The 24,249-nt window shown below is 37.0% G+C and carries 22 protein-coding genes and 1 riboswitch; of the genes, 13 read left to right on the top strand and 9 right to left on the bottom strand.

Annotated features, from left to right (window positions below):
* Positions 1-7: 7 nt before the first annotated feature.
* From ACFX4N_RS08715 to ACFX4N_RS08705, 3 genes are all read right to left on the bottom strand, one after another.
* Positions 8-1,309: an NCS2 family permease gene (locus tag ACFX4N_RS08715; RefSeq protein ID WP_013055916.1), complete on the bottom strand. Its 1,302-nt coding sequence runs from the start codon at positions 1,307-1,309 to the stop codon at positions 8-10.
* 219 nt (positions 1,310-1,528) lie between these two features.
* Positions 1,529-2,479: a sensor histidine kinase gene (locus tag ACFX4N_RS08710; protein WP_328251369.1), complete on the bottom strand. Its 951-nt coding sequence runs from the start codon at positions 2,477-2,479 to the stop codon at positions 1,529-1,531.
* Between the two features lie 17 nt (positions 2,480-2,496).
* The gene (locus ACFX4N_RS08705; RefSeq protein ID WP_192100598.1) at positions 2,497-3,195 is read right to left on the bottom strand and encodes a LytR/AlgR family response regulator transcription factor; all 699 of its coding nucleotides are present in this window, start codon (positions 3,193-3,195) and stop codon (positions 2,497-2,499) included.
* Positions 3,196-3,370: 175 nt separating this feature from the next.
* Between ACFX4N_RS08705 and ACFX4N_RS08700 the strand changes: the two genes are divergently transcribed.
* From ACFX4N_RS08700 to msrA, 6 genes are all read left to right on the top strand, one after another.
* On the top strand, positions 3,371-4,108 hold the full coding sequence (locus tag ACFX4N_RS08700) for an ABC transporter ATP-binding protein (RefSeq protein ID WP_013055919.1): 738 nt from the start codon (positions 3,371-3,373) through the stop codon (positions 4,106-4,108).
* A gap of 1 nt (position 4,109) precedes the next feature.
* On the top strand, positions 4,110-5,276 hold the full coding sequence (locus ACFX4N_RS08695) for an ABC transporter permease (protein ID WP_053487001.1): 1,167 nt from the start codon (positions 4,110-4,112) through the stop codon (positions 5,274-5,276).
* A 327-nt stretch (positions 5,277-5,603) separates the two neighbouring features.
* On the top strand, positions 5,604-6,047 hold the full coding sequence (locus ACFX4N_RS08690; protein ID WP_377261219.1) for a hypothetical protein: 444 nt from the start codon (positions 5,604-5,606) through the stop codon (positions 6,045-6,047).
* 130 nt (positions 6,048-6,177) lie between these two features.
* On the top strand, positions 6,178-6,678 hold the full coding sequence (locus tag ACFX4N_RS08685; RefSeq protein WP_098547902.1) for a MerR family transcriptional regulator: 501 nt from the start codon (positions 6,178-6,180) through the stop codon (positions 6,676-6,678).
* A 202-nt stretch (positions 6,679-6,880) separates the two neighbouring features.
* Positions 6,881-7,309: a MarR family winged helix-turn-helix transcriptional regulator gene (locus tag ACFX4N_RS08680; RefSeq protein ID WP_013055923.1), complete on the top strand. Its 429-nt coding sequence runs from the start codon at positions 6,881-6,883 to the stop codon at positions 7,307-7,309.
* 153 nt (positions 7,310-7,462) lie between these two features.
* A complete protein-coding gene (msrA, locus tag ACFX4N_RS08675) occupies positions 7,463-8,425 on the top strand; it encodes a peptide-methionine (S)-S-oxide reductase MsrA (protein ID WP_192100600.1) in 963 nt (320 codons plus the stop codon).
* 25 nt (positions 8,426-8,450) lie between these two features.
* Here the strand turns inward: msrA and ACFX4N_RS08670 are convergent, their stop codons facing one another.
* The 3 genes from ACFX4N_RS08670 to ACFX4N_RS08660 are packed head-to-tail and all read right to left on the bottom strand — an operon-like array spanning position 8,451 to position 12,208.
* Positions 8,451-9,575: a GerAB/ArcD/ProY family transporter gene (locus tag ACFX4N_RS08670; RefSeq protein ID WP_057274530.1), complete on the bottom strand. Its 1,125-nt coding sequence runs from the start codon at positions 9,573-9,575 to the stop codon at positions 8,451-8,453.
* A 12-nt stretch (positions 9,576-9,587) separates the two neighbouring features.
* Entirely contained in the window at positions 9,588-10,673 is a 1,086-nt protein-coding gene (locus tag ACFX4N_RS08665; RefSeq protein ID WP_057274531.1) for a Ger(x)C family spore germination protein, read from the bottom strand.
* A gap of 14 nt (positions 10,674-10,687) precedes the next feature.
* A complete protein-coding gene (locus tag ACFX4N_RS08660) occupies positions 10,688-12,208 on the bottom strand; it encodes a spore germination protein (protein WP_057274532.1) in 1,521 nt (506 codons plus the stop codon).
* Positions 12,209-12,410: 202 nt separating this feature from the next.
* Between ACFX4N_RS08660 and ACFX4N_RS08655 the strand changes: the two genes are divergently transcribed.
* The 5 genes from ACFX4N_RS08655 to sigI all read left to right on the top strand — a co-directional run bounded on the left by ACFX4N_RS08655 (position 12,411) and on the right by sigI (position 20,862).
* A complete protein-coding gene (locus tag ACFX4N_RS08655) occupies positions 12,411-14,066 on the top strand; it encodes an alkaline phosphatase (RefSeq protein WP_057274533.1) in 1,656 nt (551 codons plus the stop codon).
* 703 nt (positions 14,067-14,769) lie between these two features.
* On the top strand, positions 14,770-15,513 hold the full coding sequence (locus tag ACFX4N_RS08650; RefSeq protein WP_057274534.1) for a LytR/AlgR family response regulator transcription factor: 744 nt from the start codon (positions 14,770-14,772) through the stop codon (positions 15,511-15,513).
* 144 nt (positions 15,514-15,657) lie between these two features.
* Positions 15,658-18,696 (top strand): PAS domain S-box protein, encoded by a 3,039-nt coding sequence (locus ACFX4N_RS08645; protein WP_057274535.1) that lies wholly within the window; start codon positions 15,658-15,660, stop codon positions 18,694-18,696.
* 76 nt (positions 18,697-18,772) lie between these two features.
* Positions 18,773-18,868, top strand: a riboswitch (yybP-ykoY riboswitch).
* A gap of 96 nt (positions 18,869-18,964) precedes the next feature.
* On the top strand, positions 18,965-19,780 hold the full coding sequence (locus tag ACFX4N_RS08640; RefSeq protein WP_057274536.1) for a TerC family protein: 816 nt from the start codon (positions 18,965-18,967) through the stop codon (positions 19,778-19,780).
* Positions 19,781-20,151: 371 nt separating this feature from the next.
* Positions 20,152-20,862 (top strand): RNA polymerase sigma factor SigI, encoded by a 711-nt coding sequence (sigI, locus tag ACFX4N_RS08635; RefSeq protein WP_013055932.1) that lies wholly within the window; start codon positions 20,152-20,154, stop codon positions 20,860-20,862.
* A 50-nt stretch (positions 20,863-20,912) separates the two neighbouring features.
* Here sigI and ACFX4N_RS08630 read toward each other — a convergent pair whose 3' ends face one another.
* The 3 genes from ACFX4N_RS08630 to phaQ all read right to left on the bottom strand — a co-directional run bounded on the left by ACFX4N_RS08630 (position 20,913) and on the right by phaQ (position 22,375).
* A complete protein-coding gene (locus tag ACFX4N_RS08630) occupies positions 20,913-21,110 on the bottom strand; it encodes an alpha/beta-type small acid-soluble spore protein (protein WP_013055933.1) in 198 nt (65 codons plus the stop codon).
* Between the two features lie 143 nt (positions 21,111-21,253).
* Positions 21,254-21,766: a polyhydroxyalkanoic acid inclusion protein PhaP gene (phaP, locus tag ACFX4N_RS08625; protein ID WP_013055934.1), complete on the bottom strand. Its 513-nt coding sequence runs from the start codon at positions 21,764-21,766 to the stop codon at positions 21,254-21,256.
* A 168-nt stretch (positions 21,767-21,934) separates the two neighbouring features.
* The gene (gene phaQ, locus ACFX4N_RS08620) at positions 21,935-22,375 is read right to left on the bottom strand and encodes a poly-beta-hydroxybutyrate-responsive repressor (RefSeq protein ID WP_013055935.1); all 441 of its coding nucleotides are present in this window, start codon (positions 22,373-22,375) and stop codon (positions 21,935-21,937) included.
* Between the two features lie 392 nt (positions 22,376-22,767).
* Between phaQ and phaR the strand changes: the two genes are divergently transcribed.
* Both phaR and ACFX4N_RS08610 read left to right on the top strand, forming a co-directional pair.
* Positions 22,768-23,367, top strand: coding sequence for a polyhydroxyalkanoic acid synthase subunit PhaR (gene phaR / locus ACFX4N_RS08615; RefSeq protein ID WP_013055937.1), 600 nt, complete (start codon positions 22,768-22,770; stop codon positions 23,365-23,367).
* A gap of 81 nt (positions 23,368-23,448) precedes the next feature.
* Complete coding sequence (locus ACFX4N_RS08610) at positions 23,449-24,192, top strand: acetoacetyl-CoA reductase (RefSeq protein ID WP_013055938.1); 744 nt, start codon at positions 23,449-23,451, stop codon at positions 24,190-24,192.
* Positions 24,193-24,249: the final 57 nt, after the last annotated feature.

Raw genomic sequence — 24,249 nt, 5'->3', positions numbered from 1 at the left:
AGCTTTTTTAATGCGGTAAAAAGATGAGCTGATAGAGAAATAAAACAGCAAAGACATACACAAGCGGATGGACTTGTTTGCCTTTTCCTTTTACCAGCTTCATTAACGGATAAGAAATGAAGCCAAGCGCAATTCCTGTTGCAATACTTGATGTAAGAGGCATCGCTAGAACAACTAAAAAGGCAGGGAACGCTTCATCAAAGTCATTCCAATTAATTTTAGCTACAGCGCCCATCATCAAGCTTCCGACAATAATTAATGCAGGTGAAGTAATAGCTGCTACGCCAGAAACCGAGCTTACAACCGGACTAAAGAACGCTGCAACAATAAATAAAATGGCTACCGTCACACCCGTTAGACCTGTACGTCCGCCTGCTGCTACACCAGATGAAGATTCAACGTAAGCCGTTGTTGGGCTTGTACCAAATAAAGCTCCAATCGTTGTACCAAATGAGTCAGCAAGCAATGCTTGACGTACGCGAGGCATCTTATTACCTTTCATAAGACCGGCCTGTTGAGCTACTCCTACCATTGTACCTGTTGTATCAAAAATTGTAACAAGTAAGAAAGAAAAAACAACTGTGTACAAATCATGATGAATAACATCTCCAAAAGCAGCAAAAGGATTTGAAATCATTAAGCCGTCTGGAAGGTGAGGAGAAGCAAACAAACCTTTATCAAATGAAAGCTGTCCTCTAAAGAAAGCAATTAATCCCGTAATAATCATACCGAAGAATAAAGCGCCGTTTACATTTAGCGTATATAAAATGATTGTAATCGCAAGTCCAATCAGTGTTAAAACTACTTTTTCAGACTGCAAATCACCAAGTCCAATTAAATTTGATTTATTTGCAACAATAATACCGGCTGAACGAAGCCCGATAAAAGCAATAAATAAACCGATACCAGCACTAATCGCGTGCTTTAAATTGTTTGGAATAGCTTCAATTAATTTTTCACGAAACGATGTTAACGATAGGATGATAAAGATAATACCCGCTACGAATACAGCTGAAAAAGCAGTAGCATAGTCGATGCTTCCATTTGAACCAACAACTAAAGCAGCAAAGTATGCATTCATTCCCATACCGGGAGCAATAGCGATTGGATAGTTAGCTGCAAGAGCCATCCATAGCGTAGCTACGACTGCTGAAATAATAGTAGCTGTAAATACTTGATCAAAAGGAACGCCGGCGCTGGACAAAATAACTGGGTTCACAATGACGATATAAATCATGGTTAAAAACGTTGTAATACCAGCTAAAATCTCCGTTTTAGCATCCGTGTTATATTCTTTTAACTTAAACATAAGTAACCTCCAAAAATAACGAACATTAAAAGCAACATGATATATAATATTCGTTTTTTACTTGAAATGCAATAGATTTGCATATAAAAAATCAAAAACTAAAAAAGTGACGATAAAAGAGCTAAAACAAGTGTGAAATATTTCTTATTTTCGGTGCTTTTTATAGTGTGTGCGTATCGAAGAGGCTCATACGAAAAAAAGCCGCTTGGGCTACAGCGGCTATGTTGCTTGTTTTGAGGCAACGACTATCGGAAATTTTATTTTAATGGAAAGAGTTAAATCGTGGTACGTATATTCCAAGCGTCCGTGGTAGTTGGAAACAAGTTCAGAAATGATCCACGTGCCAAGGCCTTCGTGGCGTTCTTTCTTTTCTGTAACATGAAAAGAAGTAAACAAGTGATCTTGACGCTCTCGTGATAAAGGAGCGGTAGAATTGCTGACTTCTAAAATGTAAATGCCACTTCGAATCATACTCGAAACAGTTATCTCTTTTTTCTCAGAAGAATGAGCGGCTTCTAAAGCATTATGCAGTAAATTCATGATGAAATTCATTTGGTCAAGGTGCTTTAAAGGCAGCTGTGATAACGGTGAATCTAATTGAACATTCATATGTATTCCCCACGTATGTGCTTGATTCTTGCATTGATGTACAATAGAAGCAACGTGCGAATGTTCACCTTGAATATATGAATGGGTATCATTCAAAGCTTCAACGTAATCTTGAATGTACTCTTGTGCCTGCTGTCTTTGATTTGTTTCTAGAAGATAGGATACGGCACTGACATGTTTGATAAAATCATGTCTTTCAGCCCTTAACGCTTGAAAAAGCTCATTGTTCTTTTGAATTTCACGTGAAGCACTGCTTTCCCGGTTGGTTACGAATATGTATTGTTGATAAGACGAAAACATGTCGGTCATGTAACCAATCATTGCGATAACGGTTAGGCCAATACTAAAAGGTGAAGATAGGCTAATTAACAGCAGGAAAAAAGACGTCAGTACGATTGCTTTTTTTATATTTATTAAAGGAGCCGTTTGATATTTCTTTCTCCATATGAAAAATGAACCAATTATAAAAGAACTAAGTAGGAGATGTAAACTAACAGGCAGGTCTTTAAAAAAGAGGAGCACGAAAACGGTTAGTAAAACTAGTGTGTAAAATAGTTTCATTTTAGATAGTCCCTCCTTTAAAAGTATTCTTTTTGCAAGATGTCTAAATTTGTTTTCGTGATTAAAGCTGTTTTTTCGGTGCTTTGAAACATCACTGAGTAGGAGTGCTTAGTATACAGGGAGAAATTTTGAATATAGGAAATGTTGATAATAAAAGCTCGATGAGACCTTAGAAAATGACTCGCTGTTAATTCTTTTTCAATTTCGTTTAATGATTGATAGGTACTAAATTCTCCATTTGTCGTTATGATTGTGGTAGAGCGACCCGTTCGTTCTGCAAATATAATATCTTGTTTGTTCAGCACCTGTATTTCGGTTTTTTGTTTTAAAATAAGCTTATCTCTTGTGTCAGTTGATTGTTTTTTTTGATGAAAGCGCTGAATGCCTTTTAACAGACGCTCTTTAGAATAAGGCTTCATAATGTAGTCTAAAACGTTGAGTTCAAATGCATGAACGGCAAAGCCGCTGTGCCCAGTGACAAAGATGACTTGAATATCAAGTGCGTAAGCATTGATAAAGTCTGCAAGCTCATAACCTGATAGCTTTGGCATTTCAATATCTGTAATTAATAAATCAATTTCATTTTTTTTAATTTTGTTATAAGCTTCCTCCGCGCTGCTAGTCGAAAAAAGTATGTCTATATCATCTTCTCTTTCTAAAGAAATCCTCAATTTCTCTAAATCATATGAATGATCGTCCACTAATCCTACCTTCATAAATAAAAACCCTCTTTGTTTCATTCTATTGGATATTACCACACTATTTTACCATGATTTGCAAGATGGAAAGGGCGTTTCGCGACATAAAAAACCCTCTTTATGACAAGACGGAAGATGCTGTATGAAAAATAAGCTAAGATATAGTCAATCACAGTAAAAGGGGAGAGCGGATATGATTGAAATCAAAGGTGTTACGAAATATTTTAAAGAGAAAAAGCAAACAATTGCAGCTGTTCAAGATATTCATGTAACCATCGCACAAGGAGAAATTGTAGGGCTATTAGGTGAAAATGGAGCGGGGAAAACAACTCTTTTACGTATGCTGTCGACTGTACTTGAACCATCGGAAGGTAATATGTTCATTCACGGAATTAACATTCATAAACAGCCCGATAAAATAAAACAAAGAATTGGCGTGCTTTTTGGCGGTGAAACAGGCTTATACGACCGTTTGACCGCTCGTGAAAACTTAGCTTATTTTGCCAAGTTTTATGGCATGAGCAAACATGAAACAAAGATAAGGGTTGAGGAACTGGCCAAACGTTTTGGGATGAAAGACTACTTGGATCGCCGCGTCGGAGGCTTTTCAAAAGGAATGCGTCAAAAAGTAGCCATTGCACGCACTATTCTCCATAACCCGGACGTTATCCTATTTGATGAGCCGACTACAGGGTTAGATATTACATCGGCAAACATGTTTCGTGAGCTTATTAAAAGTCTGCAAAGGGAAGGAAAAACGATTATTTTTTCCAGTCACATTATGGAAGAAGTGGAGATGCTGTGTCAGTCTATCATCATGATTCATAAAGGGAAAATGATTTATCAAGGAACAAATGAACAGCTTTATAAAGAAGAGGAAAGCACAGATTTAAACTACATCTTTATGTCGCGTATCGTGAGGGGGGCTTAATATGATTTGGCATATTTATAAAAAAGAGTTAATTGATTGTTTGCGAGATCGCAAAACGATTATCTTTAGCGTGTTGATTCCAATTTTATTAAATGTAGGGATTATCTTTTTTGCCGACAAAATGATGGCTAGGGATCAAACAGATTCCATGTCTGTAGCTGTTACAAAGAATTCTGATGCCAGTGTGATCGACTGGTTAAAAAACGATGACAACATTAAAGTAATTGAAAGTAAAAATCCACTCAGCGCTGTAGAACAAGGGAAAGCGTTAGCGGCGTTAAAGATACCAGGTGATTTTTCTTCAGAAATGCGTAACATGAAATCGCCAGAAGTTACTGTTTATATTGATTCATCCAGTATGAACTCAGGCGCTACGGCGGATTATATACAAAATATATTGAATAAACATCGAGAAGCTATAGTTAATGAACGTTTAGGTCAATTAAATGTCAATAGTCAAACGATTGCTCCGTTTAATGTGGTTGAAAAAGGAGTGTCTAAGGAAGATGATGGCTCTTTAACTATGATTGCGATGTTTGCTCCAATGATTATCATTATGGGCGTTTTAGGTGGTATTCTTCCTTCTGCAAATGATATCTTTGCAGGTGAAAAAGAACGAAAGACGATGGAAGCTTTATTGATGTCTCCTGTCAAAAGAACTCAATTATTGGTTGGGAAATGGCTGACTATCTCTACATTCGGTATCATAAGCGGCCTTTTGTCGACATTGGCCTTTGTTTTGTCTGTGCGTTATTTAACAACGGTATTAAATAATGCACTGCAGCTTAAGGGGCATTTTACAACCTTTATTTTCTCATTTTTAGTTAGTCTTACTTTACTAGCGCTTCTAGGAGCTATGGTATTATGCATTCTTAGCCTTTTAGCAAGTTCGGTCAAAGAAGCGCAAAGCTACACATCCCAGATTATGATGGTAGCGATACTTCCATACTTTTTACTGATGGGAAAATCCGTACACGAACTGCAGCCAAGCGGATTCTTAATTCCTATTTATAACGTATTTGCACTTATGAAACAGCTTCTCTACGGTGTCTATGACATGCAGAGTCTTGCCTATACAATAGGAAGCTTGTCGGTTTGTACAGTTGTTTTATTTACGATTGGTTATACGATGTTTACCAAAAGCCGCTGGGTGCTTGGTAAAGGGTAAGAGGCTGGGACAAAAGTAGTTTAGTTGAAGGAAGATCCGAACGATGAGTCGAGGTTCTTGATAAAGAATCCAACTCGTTCGGATTTTTTCATTGTTATGATTATCATGTATGTAGATGCTTCTAGCTGTTGATTGGAGGGAAAGACGGAGGCTCACCGGCTGCCCGCGGAAAGCGAAGTCTTGCCCAGAAATCAACAGCGGCGTAACAAGCGATTCATAATATCCCATTTATCGGTCTCTAGATTGAATTGATTTAATTATGTCTCAGCCTTTTTGTAGGGAAATAGAGCTTAAAAGAGAATGTAGAAAGAAAGGAGAGTGAAACAGTTGCATCCTATTATAGTAGAAGAAATTCCTCATTCGATAAAGAAGTATGTAAAGCAAATCGAAAAAGTAACGTTTCCAAAGCAAGGGTGTACATCGGATGTTGGGATCCTTCATACCGCTAAAGGGAGATATGTTTTAAAGCGGGCAAAAAGGGAAAAGTACAGAAAATGGTTATATAAGGAATATTATGTATTAAAAAATATACAGGCACTGGCGGACTTTCAAAGCCCGAGTGCTTACAAATTCGTTCAAACAGCTGTTGTTGACTGGAGCGGAGGAACTTGCGGAGATGCTCGTTATGATATGGCGCTTGCTGTGCGCTTTGAAGACGGAATCTTTACAGGTAAAGAGCGCGCGTCTTTTTTTAAGGATATGGCAAGCCGATTTCACAGCACGAATTTTGTTATTTTGCAGAAGGATTGTACGAGTTTTTCTAAGCGATAATGACATCATTTTCTTCATTTGTTGAACGTCCACTTTCTTTGACGAATTCATACTAGTTTTGTCACGTATGAAGGGATTTAAAAATTTCTCTCGAAATGGCTAGTAAATGAAAAAAATGGAGGGATAGAACATGACGATGAAAACGGTAGATGTGGCAAAGTCGCTGGGAATACATCCAAGTACGGTATTAAAATGGGTTAAAATGGCCGATATCGAGCTAGAGAGAAATGAGTCGGGACACTGTGAGTTTACAGAAGAAAATGTTGAAGCACTTAGAAACTTTCAAAAAAACCGCAATCGTCAAGCCGTCGTCAAAGTGGTAGAAAAAGTAGTAGAAAAAGAGGAAGTCGTTATATCTGATGAACGTGCGCAAGACATGCAAAAGCAGCTTGATCAGCTTTTTTTAAGGCTGATTGAAAATGAAAAGCGTACAGAAGAAAAAGCAGGAGAAGTAGTGACGTTTCAAATTTTAGAGCATCGTTCAGAAATCGATCGATTAAATAAAGTTATTACGAAATTAGAAAATCGAGTAGTTGAACTTGAAAGTCAGTTAAAAAGTGAAGATAGCTTAAAAGCCAAAAAGCCTGTTCCTAGATGGAGAAGCTTTTTAACCGGTATTTTTAGCTACTAGCAGCGATTTACCATAACGGTAAATCGCTTTTTTTATGGAATTTTATGAAAAATACATCAATTCGTACAGGTTTGTGGAAAAAAATCTCAATAATAGTTGACGAAACGCTTAGTAATTTGATAAAACTAATTAAGTTAAGAAAGTGAAATACTTTCGTAAATACATATTCGTTATCATGTGATAGCGTTAAGGAGAGTGACAAGTGAAAAAAAGAGAAGAGCTCGTTCAAGAAATGGAGACGCTGTTTCGCTTTGTGTTCAGACAGCTTCGCCAAGAAATTAATGAAGTATACAATTCAGAGCTATCAACAAATGAATTTATGGTGCTTCGTATGCTGGTTGATTCCGGCAGGCAGCGATCAACTGATTTATCAAAGTATCTTCAAGTGTCAGCAAGCCACATTACGGCGGTAACCGACTTGCTTTTATCAAAAGGCTACATTGCACGCAAACGGTCTGAAAACGATCGGCGTATTATTGATATTGAACTGACCGAGGAAGGACAGGATATTTTTAATGCTATTCAAGAGAAGAAACGAGCCTATTTCCTTGAGCGTTTTGAGCACTTTACAGATAAAGAAATTGAAACGGTAAATAAACTGTTTCACAAAATTAAAGGCGATCAAAAATAAAGCGCTTTAAATACGGAAGAATAATCAGTGAGTATGAGCTTCACTGATTATTTTTTTGTTTTAAAACGCAAAGAGTATAAAAGGCAAGTTAGTTGGTGAGAACATAAAATCAGCGTATAATAATAGAAAGAACACATGAAGGAGGTCATCTTTTTGACAGAACAATATGAAGTAGCAACTTTTGCCGGAGGCTGTTTTTGGTGTATGGTGAAGCCATTTGACGAACAGCCAGGCATTATAAAAGTTGTATCTGGCTATACAGGCGGTCACAAAGAGAACCCGACGTACAAAGAAGTATGCTCAGAAACAACGGGCCATTATGAAGCGGTCCAAATTACATTTGACCCAGAAGTTTTTCCATATGAAAAGCTTTTAGAACTATACTGGCCTCAAATTGATCCAACGGATGCAGGCGGACAATTTGCCGATCGAGGCGACTCGTATCGAACAGCTATCTTTTATCACAATGAACACCAAAAGACACTAGCTGAAGAATCTAAGCAACAATTAGAAGCAAGCGGCCGTTTTTCTGAGCCGATTGCTACACAAATTCTACCGGCAAAACCGTTTTATGAAGCGGAAGAATACCATCAAGGTTACTATAAGAAAAATAAATTCCGCTATGCTATGTATCGACGCGGGTCTGGACGTGATCGTTTTATTAAAGAAAACTGGAAAGACTTTAGACACGACGAGCAGCTGAAAACGACATTAACGCCTATTCAATATGAAGTTACTCAAAATGACGCAACGGAACCTCCGTTTCGCAATGAATTTTGGGACCATACAGAAGATGGTATTTATGTAGATATCGTATCAGGAGAGCCGTTGTTTAGTTCAACTGATAAATATGATGCCGGATGCGGATGGCCGTCTTTCACAAAAGCGATTAATAAAGATGAAGTAAAAGAAAACATGGACGTTAGTCATAATATGGTTCGTACAGAAGTACGAAGCAAAACGGCTAACTCTCATTTAGGCCATTTATTTGATGATGGTCCGCAAGATGCAGGCGGCTTGCGCTACTGCATCAACTCAGCGGCTCTTCGCTTTGTTCCGAAGGAAGATTTAGAAAAAGAAGGATACGGGGAATACGCTGTTTTATTTAACAAATAAAATAATATGAAAGAAAGAGCGTGATTCAACTTAAAGTTGGCTCACGCTCTTCTTTTTGTGCTTTCTTTTGTTTTATTTTGGCTCGAATAAGGCTATAGAGAAAAAGGAAAGGAATGTAGCCATAAATAAAGTAAAAGCCGGTCATGGATAATCGTGTATTAAGCTGATCGATGGTTTCTCTATCATCAAAGAAAATAGAAAAGCCAAGAAGAGCAATAAGAACTAATATGAGAAAAATCGTAGGCGGCTTATTAAATGTTTTACTAAATCCACGAATTGTACACCATACGCTGACAGCAATAGTAGGAAGAACGACTAAAAGCCACAGAGAAATTAAAATATATTCAAAACGCTGTAAAAATGGGATTTCAATAATTTTAGCCATTGTTAAAGTTGGCCAGATGGTATGGCCTAACTGTCCTTGACTAAAGTAAGCAAATGACACTAATGCTGTGCACAAATATAAAAAAGTACTGAACAAAACGCCATATTGCCCCCACTTCTGACTAGTAGCGCCATTTTTTATAAATGGATAGAAAAAAAGCACGGATTCAAATCCCAAATTCTCAAAGGTCATCATTTTAGTTGAAATTAAAAATTCCCATATTGTGTGGTCAAATAAAGGAAATAAATTATTAAGGTGCCCATACTTTAACGGATAGAGTAAGGCAAATACTAGCGGCAAGGGAAGCATGACTCCAAAAAAGGCAATTCCAGTAATCACACGAAACCCACCGGAAACTGTGTAGTAAATAATAGGCAGGTATACAAGTGATACCACCCATGTTTCTAACTGTGGAAACATCCATATTTGCAAAATCTCTACATATGTTCGGTAAATCGTTAATGCAAAGATAAAATAATAAATGGAAGCGGCAAGGGTTAAAGCCCCTCCAAGGTATTTTCCAAAATATAGCCGGTGAATATCAATAATATCGCTGTTTTCACGGGTTAAAATATTAAAAATCATTGCCAATAAAATACAGGTGCTGATCGCTGCAAGGATGATAGATATCCATGCTTCATATCCGGCACCTTTAATAATATAACGCTGAAATCCTAGTATTCCAACGCCAATCTGAGTAGAGTGAACTAAGAAAAAAAGAAAAGAAGGGGAAACTTGATTTTCTTCTTTAATTGTATTGTGCATCTTTTCTTCCTCCTAGTTGCTAATACCGGTTTGAATAAGATGAACGCGAGCTTTTACTTCAATATTCATATCCGGATATTGCGATTTGAATTTTTCACTGTTAAACCCGCGTGTTTTACTTCGAACATAATCTGTAAAACAAATGGGATCGATTTTGTGCTGCTGAAGCTTCTTAATAAAGGCATCCCCATCTTTTTCAATATCTTTTTGAAGCATTTTTTCAACCATTTTAATACTAGCCGGGTCTGTTAAATCTATCCATCCGGGAAACTCTTTTACAAGGCCGTCGACAGTTAAGTGTGCAACAATACTTGGATGTTGATGATTTCCTTTAATTTCATACTTTGTTTTGGTGCGCAAGTTTTGAAGAATGATCTCGCCCTTACGGTCACTCTCTTTAATTTTTACTGAGTAGCGGCCGTGCTTTGTTCCGCTTGTTAGCAGCTTAAATAAAAACGTTTCTTTCATTCCGATAGTTGTAACGACTTTTTGTTCTTTAAATAGCGCCAGGCCTTTTAACTTAATGGCATCCTTTTCCTGAGCTAAAACAGGAAGGTACGGGTCGCGGTCGTCACTAAAAAAACTAAATAAAAAAATTTGTAAATTGGTGTTAGGTAAATTTTCTGTGCGGATATTTTGTTCGATTAAATTAGAAATAAACTGATAGTCCTTAATTTTCTTTTTGGTAACGGAACTCAATAATTCATGTGCGTTGCCATCTACAATGCTTAATTTAATATTACGTCCAAGGTCTGGATTTCTAGCAATTGTGTTTACTAATTCTTCCACGCCATGTGTTGCAAATTCTTTTCCCATGACGATGCTCCTTAACTGCCCAAAAGCGACCGGAAGAGATGATTTATTGTTTAAGCGAAGTGGAATATCAAATGATGAATTAGCAGTAGCCGCAATGATACTTGGCTCTTCCGTTGGGCCGTATTTATAGATAGGGTATAAAATGGTTCCTCTGACTTTATTGCTTTGAGGAATATAATCATATCCTAGGGAGTTAACTACTTGAATTTCGTCAATCGTTTCACGGTCTGCACAGCTCGTTAAGAAAGTAAGGCAAGTGCATAAAATAAGTATTCTCTTCATGACGTTTCCCCGCTTTACTCATTATCTAAATTACTTTTTCGTTTCATCTTATTCGCTTTATTAGGGTTATAGCGAAAGCGTTCTAAAGGACGCAAGTAACTTGGACGCTTTGCTGTATGACTATAGGGCAATCGCAGAAAGGTATCCCTATACTCTGTTGGACGAAACGGAAAAAGCGGAACAAGATAAGGCATGCCCAAAGATTTTAAACGAAGCAAGTGAACCAGCAAGAAGCAAAAGCCAAAGGTGATGCCGACTAAACCAAACGCAGTAGCAAACAAAATAAACGGAAAACGTAATAACCGGATGGTATTAGACATTTTAAAAATAGGCGTTGTAAAAGAAGCTAAAGCTGTCAGTGAAACAATAATAAGCAAAATATTGCTTGTTAACGCCGCTTCGACTGTTGCTTGCCCAATAACAATCCCGCCTACGATTCCCAGCGTTTGACCTACTTTTGTTGGAAGCCTGGCTCCAGCTTCTCGAAGCAGTTCAATGGTGATTTCTAAAAAAAGTACTTCGATGACCGGTGGAAAAGGAACGTTTGTCCTTGAAAAAATAATAGGACCCAGCAAATCTTTTGGAAGCATCTCATAATGATACGTAACAATGGCTACATAAAGAGGCGTAGCAAAAATAGAGAAAAAGACGCCCAAAATACGAATAACCCGGAAAAATGACCCTAGAACCCACGGTAAATAGTAGTCTTCAGGTGAAATAAAGAAGTCAAGCAATGTTGAAGGTCCCGTAACTGCGTAGGGTGAACCACTCGAAAAGAAGGCAGCTTGCCCGTTTAACAGACTAAACAAGACTCGATCAATCCGCTCTGTTGTTAAAAAAAGCGGAAACGCCGTAGAAGAATTATCGGAAATTAATTGATCAAGCATTGTACTATCAAAAATGACGTCGAAATCTATATCTTCAAGGCGCTGGGTCATGGTGTCTACGTGCTGAGGGTTCGTTACGCCTTCTAAGTAAACAAGCACCACGCGCGTTTTCGATTTATTTCCTACGGTGAGTTCTTTAAAAATAAGGTTTTCGGAAATGACCGTTTTTCTCATTAAATAGAGATTGACATCTAAATCCTCTACAAAACCAATTTTAGGACCAACGACGCTGAACTCATTTTCTGTTTCGTTTTCTTTTCGAAACCCCGTATCAAAGCTTTGAACTTTAATAAGAGCTACTAGCTTATCGTCTTTATGCAGTTGAAACATCACATAGCCGCGCAGCATCTTTTCTAAAATTTCTTTTGTATCTTTTGTGACTGAAATATCTTCAATCGGCAGAACATTTTCAACTTCATATATACTGCTTAACGTGAAGTCTAGTTTTTGAAAAGGCTCAAGTATTTTATCTTCAACACTTTGCATGTTTACGAGCTGTTTAAAATAAGTAATGATGTATTTTCGGTGCTGCGAGCCAATGGCTAATGTTGTAAAATCACTTGATTTTTTAAATTGGTTAATCAGTTCATCCAATGATTTTTTGGGCTGATCGTCTGCATTTTTTCTTTTAAATAAATGTTTAAACATAACCGTGCCCCTCGCTTGACTTTCTATTACTGGTAGTTTGTTCATGTACTTCCTTTTTATTCGACTATTTTTTCTTAAGAAGAAAGGAAGAATATAAAGACAAACTTTACACTCTTTTACAGCAGATAAACAGTGGGTTTACGTTTGAATGGTAACTTTAGACATGTCGAAGACAATTAAATAAAGGAGCGGGTACATTTATATGAAGAAAAAATTAGCAGGTATTACACTGGCAGGAGCAGTAGCATTGGCCTCGTTTGGTGTAGGAAACTCACTTATTCAAACGGAAGCAAAAGTGGAGCATAAGTCAGCTAAGAAACCTCAAAATGTCATTATGATGGTAATGGACGGGACGAGTTCAAATGCTACTACACTCGCAAGATGGTACAAGGGAAAACCGTTACATATGGATCAGCTGATGGCCGGGGGAGTACGTGCGTATTCGGCAGAATCTGCTATTACAGATTCCGCTCCGGCAGCTACTGCTTTAGCAACAGGAAATAAATCAAATTCAGGTTATGTAGGTGTGCTTCCTTCAGTAGTGAATACACCTGGGGTTAAATCCGTAGAAAAAGAAGATCAATTTCGTCCCGTAGCAAACGTTCTAGAAGGAGCAAAGCTTTCAGGGCGCGCGACAGGAATTGTGGCTACTTCTGAAATCCAGCACGCCACACCAGCTGGTTTTTCAGCCCACAACTATAGCCGTGATGATTTTCAAACGCTAGCGGAGCAGCAAGTGTATCAAAACATTGATGTAGTGCTTGGAGGAGGTAAGCAATCTCTTCTTCCAGGAAAAGAAGAAAAAAGCCGGAAAGACGGTGAAAACTTAGTCAATGTATTGAATAAAAGAGGATATGACTTTGTAGAAAATAAAAAGGAATTAGAGCAGTCACGCGCCAAAAAAATCTGGGGGAGCTTCACCGACCGAGACTTAGCGTATGATATGGACCGACCGCAGACAAAAGCAGAACAGCCAAAGTTGTCCCAGATGACAAATAAAGCAATAACAACACTATCAAAAGATAAAGACGGTTTTTTCTTATTTGTTGAAGGAAGCAAAACCGATTGGGCAGCTCATGCAAATGATCCAATAGGAATGATTAGCGATGTACTAGCGTTTGATGAAGCAGTGGGCAAAGCAGTAGAGTTCGCTAAAAAAGATGGAAATACGATGGTTATTGCGATTGCCGATCACGGAAACAGCGGTCTTTCAATCGGTAACGCAAATACAACAAAAGGATACGATACCACACCTGTTTCTGCTTATATTGATCCATTAAAAAAAGCAAAAATGACATTAGAAGGTGCTACGTCTAAATTAAAAGAAGATTTATCAAATAAAGAAGAAGTAGCTGCTTTGTATGGTTTATCAAATCTAACTTCAGAGGAAAAAGCGCAGCTGACTAAAGCAAGAGATAAAAAAGAAATCAGTGCTACACTATCGAAGTTATTAGCCAACCGAGCAAACCTTGGATTCACAACAGGCGGTCATACGGGTGAGGATGTATTTCTGTATTCATACGGCGTAAATCGACCAACGGGGCACTTTGATAATACGGATATTGCCAAACATATGGCTAAATCAATGAATATTAACTTAAATGAGTTAACAAATGAATTATTTATTGAAGCGAATAAAGCTTTTAAAGGCTCAAAGGTAGCGGTTGACTCAAAAGACAAAAACAACCCTGTGCTGGTTGTTACAAACAATAAGCGAACGGTGCGTTTCCCAGTAAATAAAAATATTGCTATTGTAAATGGAAGAGAAATTCAAATGGACAGCGTAGTGGTACAGGATAAAAAGAATCGCTTCTTTGTATCGAAACAAGCACAGCAAATTGTAAAAAATGAAAAATAAGAAATGAATGCAAAACAGGCTGGGTTATAACTTTAGGCCTGTTTTTTTACAAATAATAGCTGGTTAATTAGGTTATGTAGCCGTTATAGAGGAATGAAGCTATTTATTTTACAAATAAATAGCTTTGAACTCTTAAAGGAATGGAAAGTCTTAACCTTTAAATATATGTGATTTATACTATGAAATGGTATAATAATCATAGTTCTAAAAGGAACTAGTTCGGAATACATATGTAAGTTCATAACTTTGTATGCTAAAATTTTTATAATAAAATGAATAAAAAATACATAAATTCTTTTGGATGAAATCACAAAGTCAAGGTTATTAAGGACAATATGTAAGTAATTACCTTGAAAAAAAAGTAAAAAAATTAATAAAAGTATGGGTGAAAGAGCGTGCCGCCTTTATCGAAAATGTTAAATAAAGATTTTGGCATGCTGATTTACAGATTATAAAAAGGGTATTAAATCATTGTTAGGAAAATAAATGATAATAGATAAACGGTTTTTATTTCTTCTTCTAGAAAACCTACAATTATTGCAATATTCCCCATGAACAATCGTTATGTGTTCATTAACGATTAGCGTCCGTGTAGATCATTCATCTCACCATAAAAACACTATAAAGATGTGTAGACATGCATAAAACAGAATGGGCAATAGTTCGTACTATACTTTAACATTGTATCCTAGGGGGAGTCAGGATGAACAAAATTAACTTAATTATTGCCGATGATAACGAAGATTCGGTTGAAATTTTAGATTACTTTATAGAACAGCTTCCGGAATTTGAAGTTATCGGAATCTGTAAAGACGGAGAGCAGCTCGTACAGGAAGTGATGGTTAAAAGTCCAGACCTTTTGCTTGTAGACATTAATATGCCTACGATTAACGGTGTAGATGCAATAAAAAAGTGTCTGCGTATTAAGCCGAATTTAAAGTTCATTTTTATTACAGGTTATGATGAATTTGCTGTGAAGGCATTTGAGCTGTCAGCACTGGATTACATTGTAAAACCGATTGAAAAAACAAGGCTTTATATGGCGTTAGAGCGGGCAAAAAACTCCATTAGAATTGATAGAAATCAGTCAAAAAAGCCAGGTGAGCAATTAAAAAGACTGCCTGTAAAATTTAATGGATCTACTTACTACATTCCAATTGATCAAATTATTTTTATCGAAAAATCCGGAAAAAAATGCTTGATCTATACTCAATCACGTGTCTATGAGACATATGAAAATATTAGTGATATCTATATGTATTTGAACCCTTCTGTATTTAGTCAAACACACCGGTCTTATATCGTGAATTTACAGAAAGTTTCGCACATCACACCAAAAAACGAAACATATCTTGTTTATTTCTTAGAAATTGATGAATATGCTCATATCTCAAAATTAAAAATCCAAGACGTTCAAAAACAGCTGCATCAGTTAATGATGAATTAAGAGATGCTGCTGCTTCTAAAATAGCTATGCTGATGAAAGGACGAAGCTTATGTAAGTTTCGTCTATTTCATGTGTCTGCTTTCGGAATAAATGATCGTAATATAGTTCTTATGAGGAGAGTTAGATAGAAGAAGTAACGTTGAAGTGAAAGGAAAGAAAATGATTTCAATTACTGGTCACTATAATGAATTTACCGTATTTCTTGCTGTCATTGTAGGAATTCTTGCCTCTTATACAGCACTTGATATTATGAGTAAAATGATGAAAAAACAGCGGAACAATTATTTATGGCTTACACTGTCAGCGGCTTCAATGGGGATTGGAGTGGGGGCGATGCACTATATTGCGATGCTTGCTTATTATGTGCCTGTTAGCTTTCATTTTAATGCTGTACTTTCTGTCATTGCTTTAATAATAGCGATTAGCGGATCACTAGGTGCGTTTTGGACATTTTGGAAATGGGGCACGTCGGTATGGTCAGGGCTCATTTTGGGAAGCAGTATTCTGGGTACACATTATATTGCCATGGCAGCAATCGAAACAGAAGCACACATCCATTATGCCGTGCTATCTGTTTTGCTTTCCATCATCATCGCCCTGGTCGTTGCATTTTATGCGATGCACTTGTTTTTTCGTTCGAAAAGCGTGAAAGCTAATCCGTTTCTCAAACTTGTTAGCTCAATTTTGCTGGGCATTGGAATTTCAGCTATGCATTTCATCAGTATGTATGGAATGAAGCTGCATATTGAACACTCAGTTGTCAGAAGATGGGGCCAGTGGCTGCCTTATCAAGCGCCATTTTCCAATATGATTGCAAGTATCACGATTACGCTACTCATTGTCTTTCTGCTCGTTGCGGCTTTTAAGCGCCAGGAAGAAGTGAGGGATAGTCAACTAAAAGAAGAGTATTATCAATCTCTTTTTAACTACAATCCCAATATTGTGTGTGCGGTTGATTTGTACGGCAATATTCAAACGATTAATCCAAAAGGAATAGAACTAACAGGATACACGTTGCATCAAATGGAGAAAATTCCGTTTCCCTATATGTTTAGAGAAGCTGAAAAAGCTGAAGAATATATGTGGAAATCCCTGAGCGGAGACTCTGTTTATTATGAGGCAACGCTCATTCGCAAAGATAATCAGCCTGTATATGTTGAAGTAACGCAAATGCCTATTATTGTTCATGGTCAAATTAAAGGCAGTTACGTCATTGCCAAAGATGTGACAGACCGAAAAAAGGCGCAACAGCAGCTTCTGGATTTACAAGAAGATTTAAAACGCACGCTTTCACAGCAAGATGGCGCTATTTTTAAATTTGTGAAAAACGATGAAGGGTATATTCATACCATGTGCGAAGGCAAAATGATTCGTGAAATGGGATATGAGGAAATAGATGTTGTCGGTAAAACACTTGAAGAATTTTTACCTGAATCCTACGCAAAAGAAAATAAGGGGTACTATGAGAAAGCATGGGCGGGAGAGAAAGTATCGTATGAAGTACTTTTGAACGATTTTGCTTACTATACGAAGTTAATACCTCATATTTACAAAGGAGAAGTAAAAGAAGTTATTGGTTCTATAGTAGATGTTACCGATCTTCACGAAGCAAGAGAAAAGCTGGCTAAAAGTGAAAGCATGTATCGCTCCGTTCTTTCTACGATGTCAGAAGGGGTTGTGTTTCATGATCTTGAAGGAAACTTAATTGCTGCTAATGCGTACGCTGCTAAAATCTTAAACGTGCCTTATGACCAAATATTGTCGGTTAACCCGTTTGGTTTAGACTGGGAAATCATTCATCCTGACGGCACACCTTTTGCACTGGAAGACATTCCATCTGTTCGATGTCTTCGTACAAAAGAGCCTGTGCGAAATACAGTTATGGGCATTTATTTAAATGAGAAAAAGTTGACTTGGCTTTCGGTGAATGCTGAACCTCTTCAAGAAAGCAAATATTATAAAGGTGTAGTTGTCACGTTTTATGATATTACAAAACAGCAGGAACAAGAACAAGATTTGCTTCATTCTAATCAGCAAATGATTATAGCAAAAGAAGAAGCTGAAAAAGCAAATCAAGCCAAGTCTGAATTTTTATCAAAAGTAAGCCATGAGCTTCGTACGCCTTTAAACAGTATTTTAGGTTATGCACAGATATTGGAAGAGCAAGGGGAAAAAGATTTAACAGAAAAACAATTGAATCGTATACGAAAAATTTTAAAAGCAGGTAATCATCTTCTTTATTTGATAAATGAAACGCTTGATTTATCGAAAATTGAATCAGGTCACTTAGCGATTAACCTTGAACCGGTGTCGGTAAAAGAGGCGATTGAAGACGCGCTTAAAATTATGAAACCATTAGCAAAAGATAAGCATAGTATACTTTATACTCGCTTTCATGCATACCAAGAAGTCTTTGTTGAAGTAGATGAACTTCGGTTTCAGCAGATCTTATTAAATCTGCTTACAAACGCCATTAAATATTCGCCCGCTTATCGCGATATCACTATCTATACCGAGATCACTCAGCATCACGTAACCATATTGATTGAAGATAGGGGCTTTGGAATTCCAGCTTCAGAATTGAATCGGATTTTTGAGCCTTTCTACCGTGTAAATAGACTAGAAAAAGACGGAACAGGGATTGGATTGGCGCTTGTAAAGCAGCTTGTTGTATTAATGAATGGTACGTGCGGAGTGCGAAGTGAAGAAGGAAAAGGCAGTACATTTTGGGTGCGTTTTCCCTTAGTACATCCACCTGTTCCTAAACGATTATCCAGTGAAGGAGAAGCCGAGCCGTTTTTAGGTTTTTCCATGCCGACATCAATTGTATATATTGAGGATAACGATACAAATATTGAGCTTATGCAATCGATTCTTTCTCCATATAAAAACGTTAAGCTTTTAGTTGCCAAAACAGGAGAAAACGGCATCGGGCTAATCAGGTCTATTTCACCGGATATGATCTTAATTGATATTGATCTGCCTGATATGAATGGTTTTGAGGTATGCACACAGCTGCAGCTAGAAAAAGAATTGAAGCATATTCCGCGAGTCGCCCTGAGTGCAAGCGCGATGCAAAGCGATATTGATCAAGCTTTTTTAGTCGGCTTTAGTGAATACGTAACAAAGCCTATTCATATTTCAACGTTTTTGAATGTATTAAAACGCTTAACAAAAGCTTAACAAAAGTTTAGAGGGCTTTTAATTGACTTATTAGTGAACCTTTTATAAAATAAAAACAACTTAATACATTTACTTCTTACGGAGTAAAGGGGAGTAGCGTCAGGGAAACCTGAAACAAAGTCGTCATTACATGGAGTATTCCATCGGCTTTGTTGGCATAATGATTATGCTTAGCAAGACCTTTGCCATATTTGGCAAAGGTCTTTTTGTGTTTTATTCCGGTAATGAGGATAAATAAACTTATATAAAGAAACGAGAGGGGATTTTTATGGATGCATCGCTTTTGTTAGAGTATGGATGGGTATTGCTAGTTCTAGTTGCATTAGAAGGAATTTTGGCGGCGGATAATGCTCTTGTGATGGCCATTATGGTCAAACATTTACCGGAAGAAAAACGCAAGAAGGCATTATTTTACGGACTAGCCGGTGCCTTTATTTTTAGATTTGGTTCATTGTTCTTGATTTCATTTTTAGTCGACGTATGGCAGCTTCAAGCTATAGGAGCCATTTACTTGTTGTTCATTTCCATTAATCATATTGTGAAGCGATATGTGAAAAAAGACGATCATGAAAAAGTGAAAGAAGCAGACGAGAAAAAGGGCTCAAGTTTCTGGATGACGGTTTTAAAAGTAGAAATAGCAGATATTGCTTTTGCCGTTGATTCAATTTTGGCCGCTGTGGCTCTCGCCGTTACATTGCCAACAACAGATCTTCCTCAAATTGGCGGACTCGATGGGGGACAATTCTTGGTGATTTTCGCCGGAGGAATTATGGGATTAATTATTATGCGTTTTGCTGCAACTTGGTTCGTCAAGCTATTAAATACGCGCCCAGGCCTAGAAACGGCGGCTTTTGCTATTGTAGGGTGGGTAGGGGTTAAGTTAGCGGTTTATACCCTTGCTCATCCGGAGTTAGGTATTATTAATGAACATTTCCCTGAATCAAAAGTGTGGAAAATTACGTTTTGGATTGTGTTACTTGCCATAGCAGTTTCAGGCTGGTTTCTATCTAAAAATAAAGAACAAACTGATCTTGAAGGCTCAGAGAAAGAAAAAGAATCGTTAAAAAAAATTGAAAATCAATAATAAAAAAAACGCGCCTTCAATGCTAATTGAAGGCGCGTTTTCTATATTGAGACAAAATGCCTAGTTTAGATTGTTTAGATAAAGGGTAAAAGAACTAACTACTGTTTAATTACTTTATATCCGAATGTTTTGCTTTTTCGTTCATATTCTGTAGAGAACAGAAGCAGCCGTGAGTAATTCAGTTCAATGAAGTTTATTTCAGTTTATAAACATATATTTCAAATGTATGTTAATTGGTAAAATTGAGCTATTATGGGTTATAATAAAGGGAAATTAAGAGGAGCAGAGCGCTTCTAAACCCTGTTCGTCATCAAAAGAATGGATATTAACATGGTATAAAGTAACTGAGTATAGTAAAAGAGGTGAAGCCAATGCTCACAAAAGTTCAAACGCCTCCATCGCTTGAAACGCTTGTACTGACGATTCAGCAAGGGGATAAACAATTACATAACGAAATGATTCAACAATATAAACCGTTTATTGCTAAAGTTGTTTCAGCTGTATGTAAACGTTATATAAGTGAAGCTGACGATGAATTTAGCATTGGTCTGATTGCATTTAATGAAGCCATTGAAAATTACACAATCCAAAAAGGCAGATCCCTTCTTGCATTTGCGGAACTTATTATTAAAAGAAGAGTAATTGACTATATTCGAAAAGAAAAGAGAAATCAAACGCTGCTCTATAACCGAATTGAAAATGAAGGTTTTATTCAAGGTAAGGTAGAAAGGGATATATCGCTTTCTAACTATAAAAGGCAAAGTGAAACTTCATATATTCAAGAGGAAATGACTTATTTTTGTCAGACGCTAAAATTGTTTAAATTAACTCTTGAAGACATTATTAACACGTCTCCTAAACATAAGGATGCAAGGGGAAATGCAGTGGAAGTTGCATCCTTTATCGTCAAGGAAAAAGAATTAAAAGATAAGCTGTTTTTAAAGCGGCAGCTTCCTATTCGCTTGATTGAAAAACATGTGAAAGTGAGCCGGAAAACAATTGAAAGAAACCGTAAATATATTATCGCGATGGTTATTATATTAGCGGGGGACTACGTGTATTTAAAAGACTATATTATGTAAGAAAAAGGCACACGCAGGTGCCTTTTTTAGCCATGTTATGAAATTATGTTTTATTTTTGTGTGCTGCCGCTTAAGTGAGCTTGAGCTTGTTGCACCAAGCGTTTTGTGATTTCTCCGCCTACTGAACCGTTGCTGCGTGCAGCAGTGTCAGAACCTAGAGTTACCCCAAATTCTTGAGCGATTTCATACTTATATTGATCTAAAAATTGTTCTACACCTGGTGTTAATAGTTTATTTGTTCTAGCCATGATTAGTCATCTCCTTTTTTAGTGGTACAGCAGTTTACTGCTGTACCTGTATTATTTGTTGTTTCCTATTTTGCATACTGGTAATGGTTTGCAAGAAAGTATAAAAAAGCCCAGCTTTCAAAGAAGCTGGGCTTTTTTATATATTATTTTACAACTGCATATTGCTCAAGAGACTGAGCAAATGACTTTTGAAGAGATTTTACTTGTTCTACGTATGCATCAGATACGTGTTGGAATTCTTGGCGCGTTTTCTTTTGCTCTTCTACTAATTGTGTTACTACTTGATGATATTGTTCTTGAGCTTGCTTTACTAAAGAATAGCTTGATTTGCTTTGGTTAAGAGAAAGCTCTTGTAATTTATTTAATGCTTCATGCGTGCGGTTTGTCCATTCTTCATAAGAATCGGCAACAGCGTTTCCAGCTGTTTTACGTAAGTTTTCAACTGTTTTTTGTTGAAGATCTTCTAATTCAGCTTTCCATTGTTTGTCTGTTGCTTGAAGTTGTTCAACTGCTTTTGTTACAAATTCTTGCTGTTGCTCAAGTGCTTTTAACGTCCATTGCTCAATTTGTTTGTTTCCTTCTGCAATGTTTTGTAACCCCTTTGTCCATTGTTCCCACATTGCATCAATTACTGTATCATACTTTACTGTTGACATAATCAAATTCCTCCTTGAATAATTTGGTCTGGCGAACAGTTATCGTAATGAACAAAACGTTAAAGAAGAAATTCGTAGTTGTGTGATAAACCTAACATTCCGCGCTCGCTGGTTGACCGTGAAATTTAATATTATATTAGGAAACGCAGATGTACTGCGTGAATCCCTTTAATCGTTTTCTTCCTCTTTTGATTCTTTTGACTTTTTAGAAGAAGAAGAGCTAAAAGGGAACAACATGTCGGTATACATGTGAAAAAATGAATCTAACATGTTTTGATACTGTTCAAGTGAATTAGCCCACATGCTTAAATATTGTTCGCCGGCATCTGTTAATGAATAAATCCGGCGTGCAGGTCCTTCAGCTGACGTATCCCATTGCGATGTAATCAAGTTGTCTTTTTCAAGCTGTCTCAGCGTGCGGTAGACATTTCCCTGATCAACTGATGTGAATCCAAAGCTCATTAGTTGCTGAATGAGCTTGTAACCATGTAGATTCCAACCTCTTAAACTTAAAAGAAGAAAAGGAACCATCAAGTTTTTTGGTGCACCGCTAATCGATTTTTCTAAGTTGTTTGAATTAGAGGTGTTATCTTTTTCACTTGATCCCAAGGTAATCACCCCTTCGAAAAAAGAGAATTTGTTTTCTATATGTGTAATTTACACCTAGATGAAAAAATTGTCAACACTTTAAAACAGGTCTTTCAAATACAGGAAAAAAGAACGATTTTTTGGATTTCGACAAAAAGCGTCAAAAAAATTCAAAAATAAACAAAGATTTAGAATTGTTTATTTTGGAAAACGAATTTATAATAGTACATGTAGGTAATTTTTATAACATTTATAATTTGTTGGTAAGTGAATTGTGAAAAGATTTACATTATCCAATAAATAAACGCAAAATTGGTTGCGTTTACTTAGAGCTTCTAATATGTCGCTTGTCACATTAAGTGTCCATATTGAAAGCCATCACTTTTAACGTACACAAGAAAGGAGATGGAGTTTTGGAACAGCAAAAAGTATTTGATCCGTTTCAAGCATGGAAAGACGTATATGACAAAACCGAATCTTACTGGGGTAAAGTTATTGGGGACAATATGAATCGTGAAGAATTTTCCCAGCTCATGGGAAATGTGCTAAATATGAACCTTCAATATCAACAAGCAGTAAATGAAGTAACGGGGCGCTATCTGCACCAAGTAAATGTACCAACAAAAGAAGATGTAGCAAACGTTGCGTCATTAGTCATCAATGTGGAAGAAAAAGTAGAATTATTAGAAGAGCAATTTGACGATCGTTTTGATGAATTAGAAGCACAGCAAGAAAGTGCATCTGCTTTGAAAAAAGATGTCACTAAGCTGAAATCTGATGTCAAATCGTTAGACAAAAAACTCGACAAAGTTTTATCTCTTCTTGAAGGGCAGCAAAAAACACAAGACGAGTTAAAAGAAACTATTCAAAAACAAATTAAAACTCAAGGTGAGCAGCTTCAGGCTCAGCTGTTAGAAAAACAAGAAAAATTAGCTGAAAAGCCAAAGGCAGAAGCTAAATCTGAAGCAAAACCATCAAATGCTCAAAAAACTGAGCAGCCGGCTCGCAAGTAAGGTATAGAGGATTTTATAACAACATTAACTGCTGTATTTACAGTAAAAATCATCGCTGAAGAAGCAAGGGGGAAATTTTTCATGACAACATTACAAGGTAAAGTAGCAATCGTAACAGGCGGATCTAAAGGTATCGGGGCAGCAATTACACGTGAGCTTGCTTCTAATGGAGTAAAAGTAGCAGTAAACTATAACAGCAGTAAAGAATCTGCAGAAGCAATCGTAAAAGAAATTAAAGACAACGGCGGAGAAGCTATTGCGGTTCAAGCTGACGTGTCTTATGTAGATCAAGCAAAACACCTAATCGAAGAAACAAAAGCTGCGTTTGGTCAATTAGACATTCTAGTAAACAATGCTGGAATTACGCGCGACCGTTCATTCAAGAAGTTAGGTGAAGAAGATTGGAAAAAAGTAATTGATGTAAACTTACATAGCGTATACAACACAACATCAGCTGCGCTAACGCACCTTTTAGAATCTGAAGGTGGTCGTGTTATCAATATTTCATCAATTATTGGTCAAGCGGGCGGATTTGGTCAAACAAACTACTCAGCTGCTAAAGCAGGTATGCTAGGATTTACTAAATCATTAGCTCTTGAACTAGCTAAGACAGGCGTAACAGTTAATGCAATTTGCCCAGGATTTATTGAAACGGAAATGGTGATGGCAATTCCTGAGGATGTTCGTGCAAAAATTGTTGCGAAAATTCCAACTCGTCGCTTAGGCCACGCTGAAGAAATTGCACGTGGAGTTGTTTACTTAGCAAAAGACGGCGCGTACATTACAGGACAACAGTTAAACATTAACGGCGGCTTATACATGTAATAAATGCTGGCCCTGACTTTTGTCGGGGCTGTGCTTGTTAACTAACTACTAATGGAA

The organism is Priestia sp. YIM B13551 (assembly GCF_042787905.1).
GTDB lineage: Bacteria > Bacillota > Bacilli > Bacillales > Bacillaceae_H > Priestia.
This window is presented reverse-complemented; position numbering and strand designations above follow the sequence as displayed.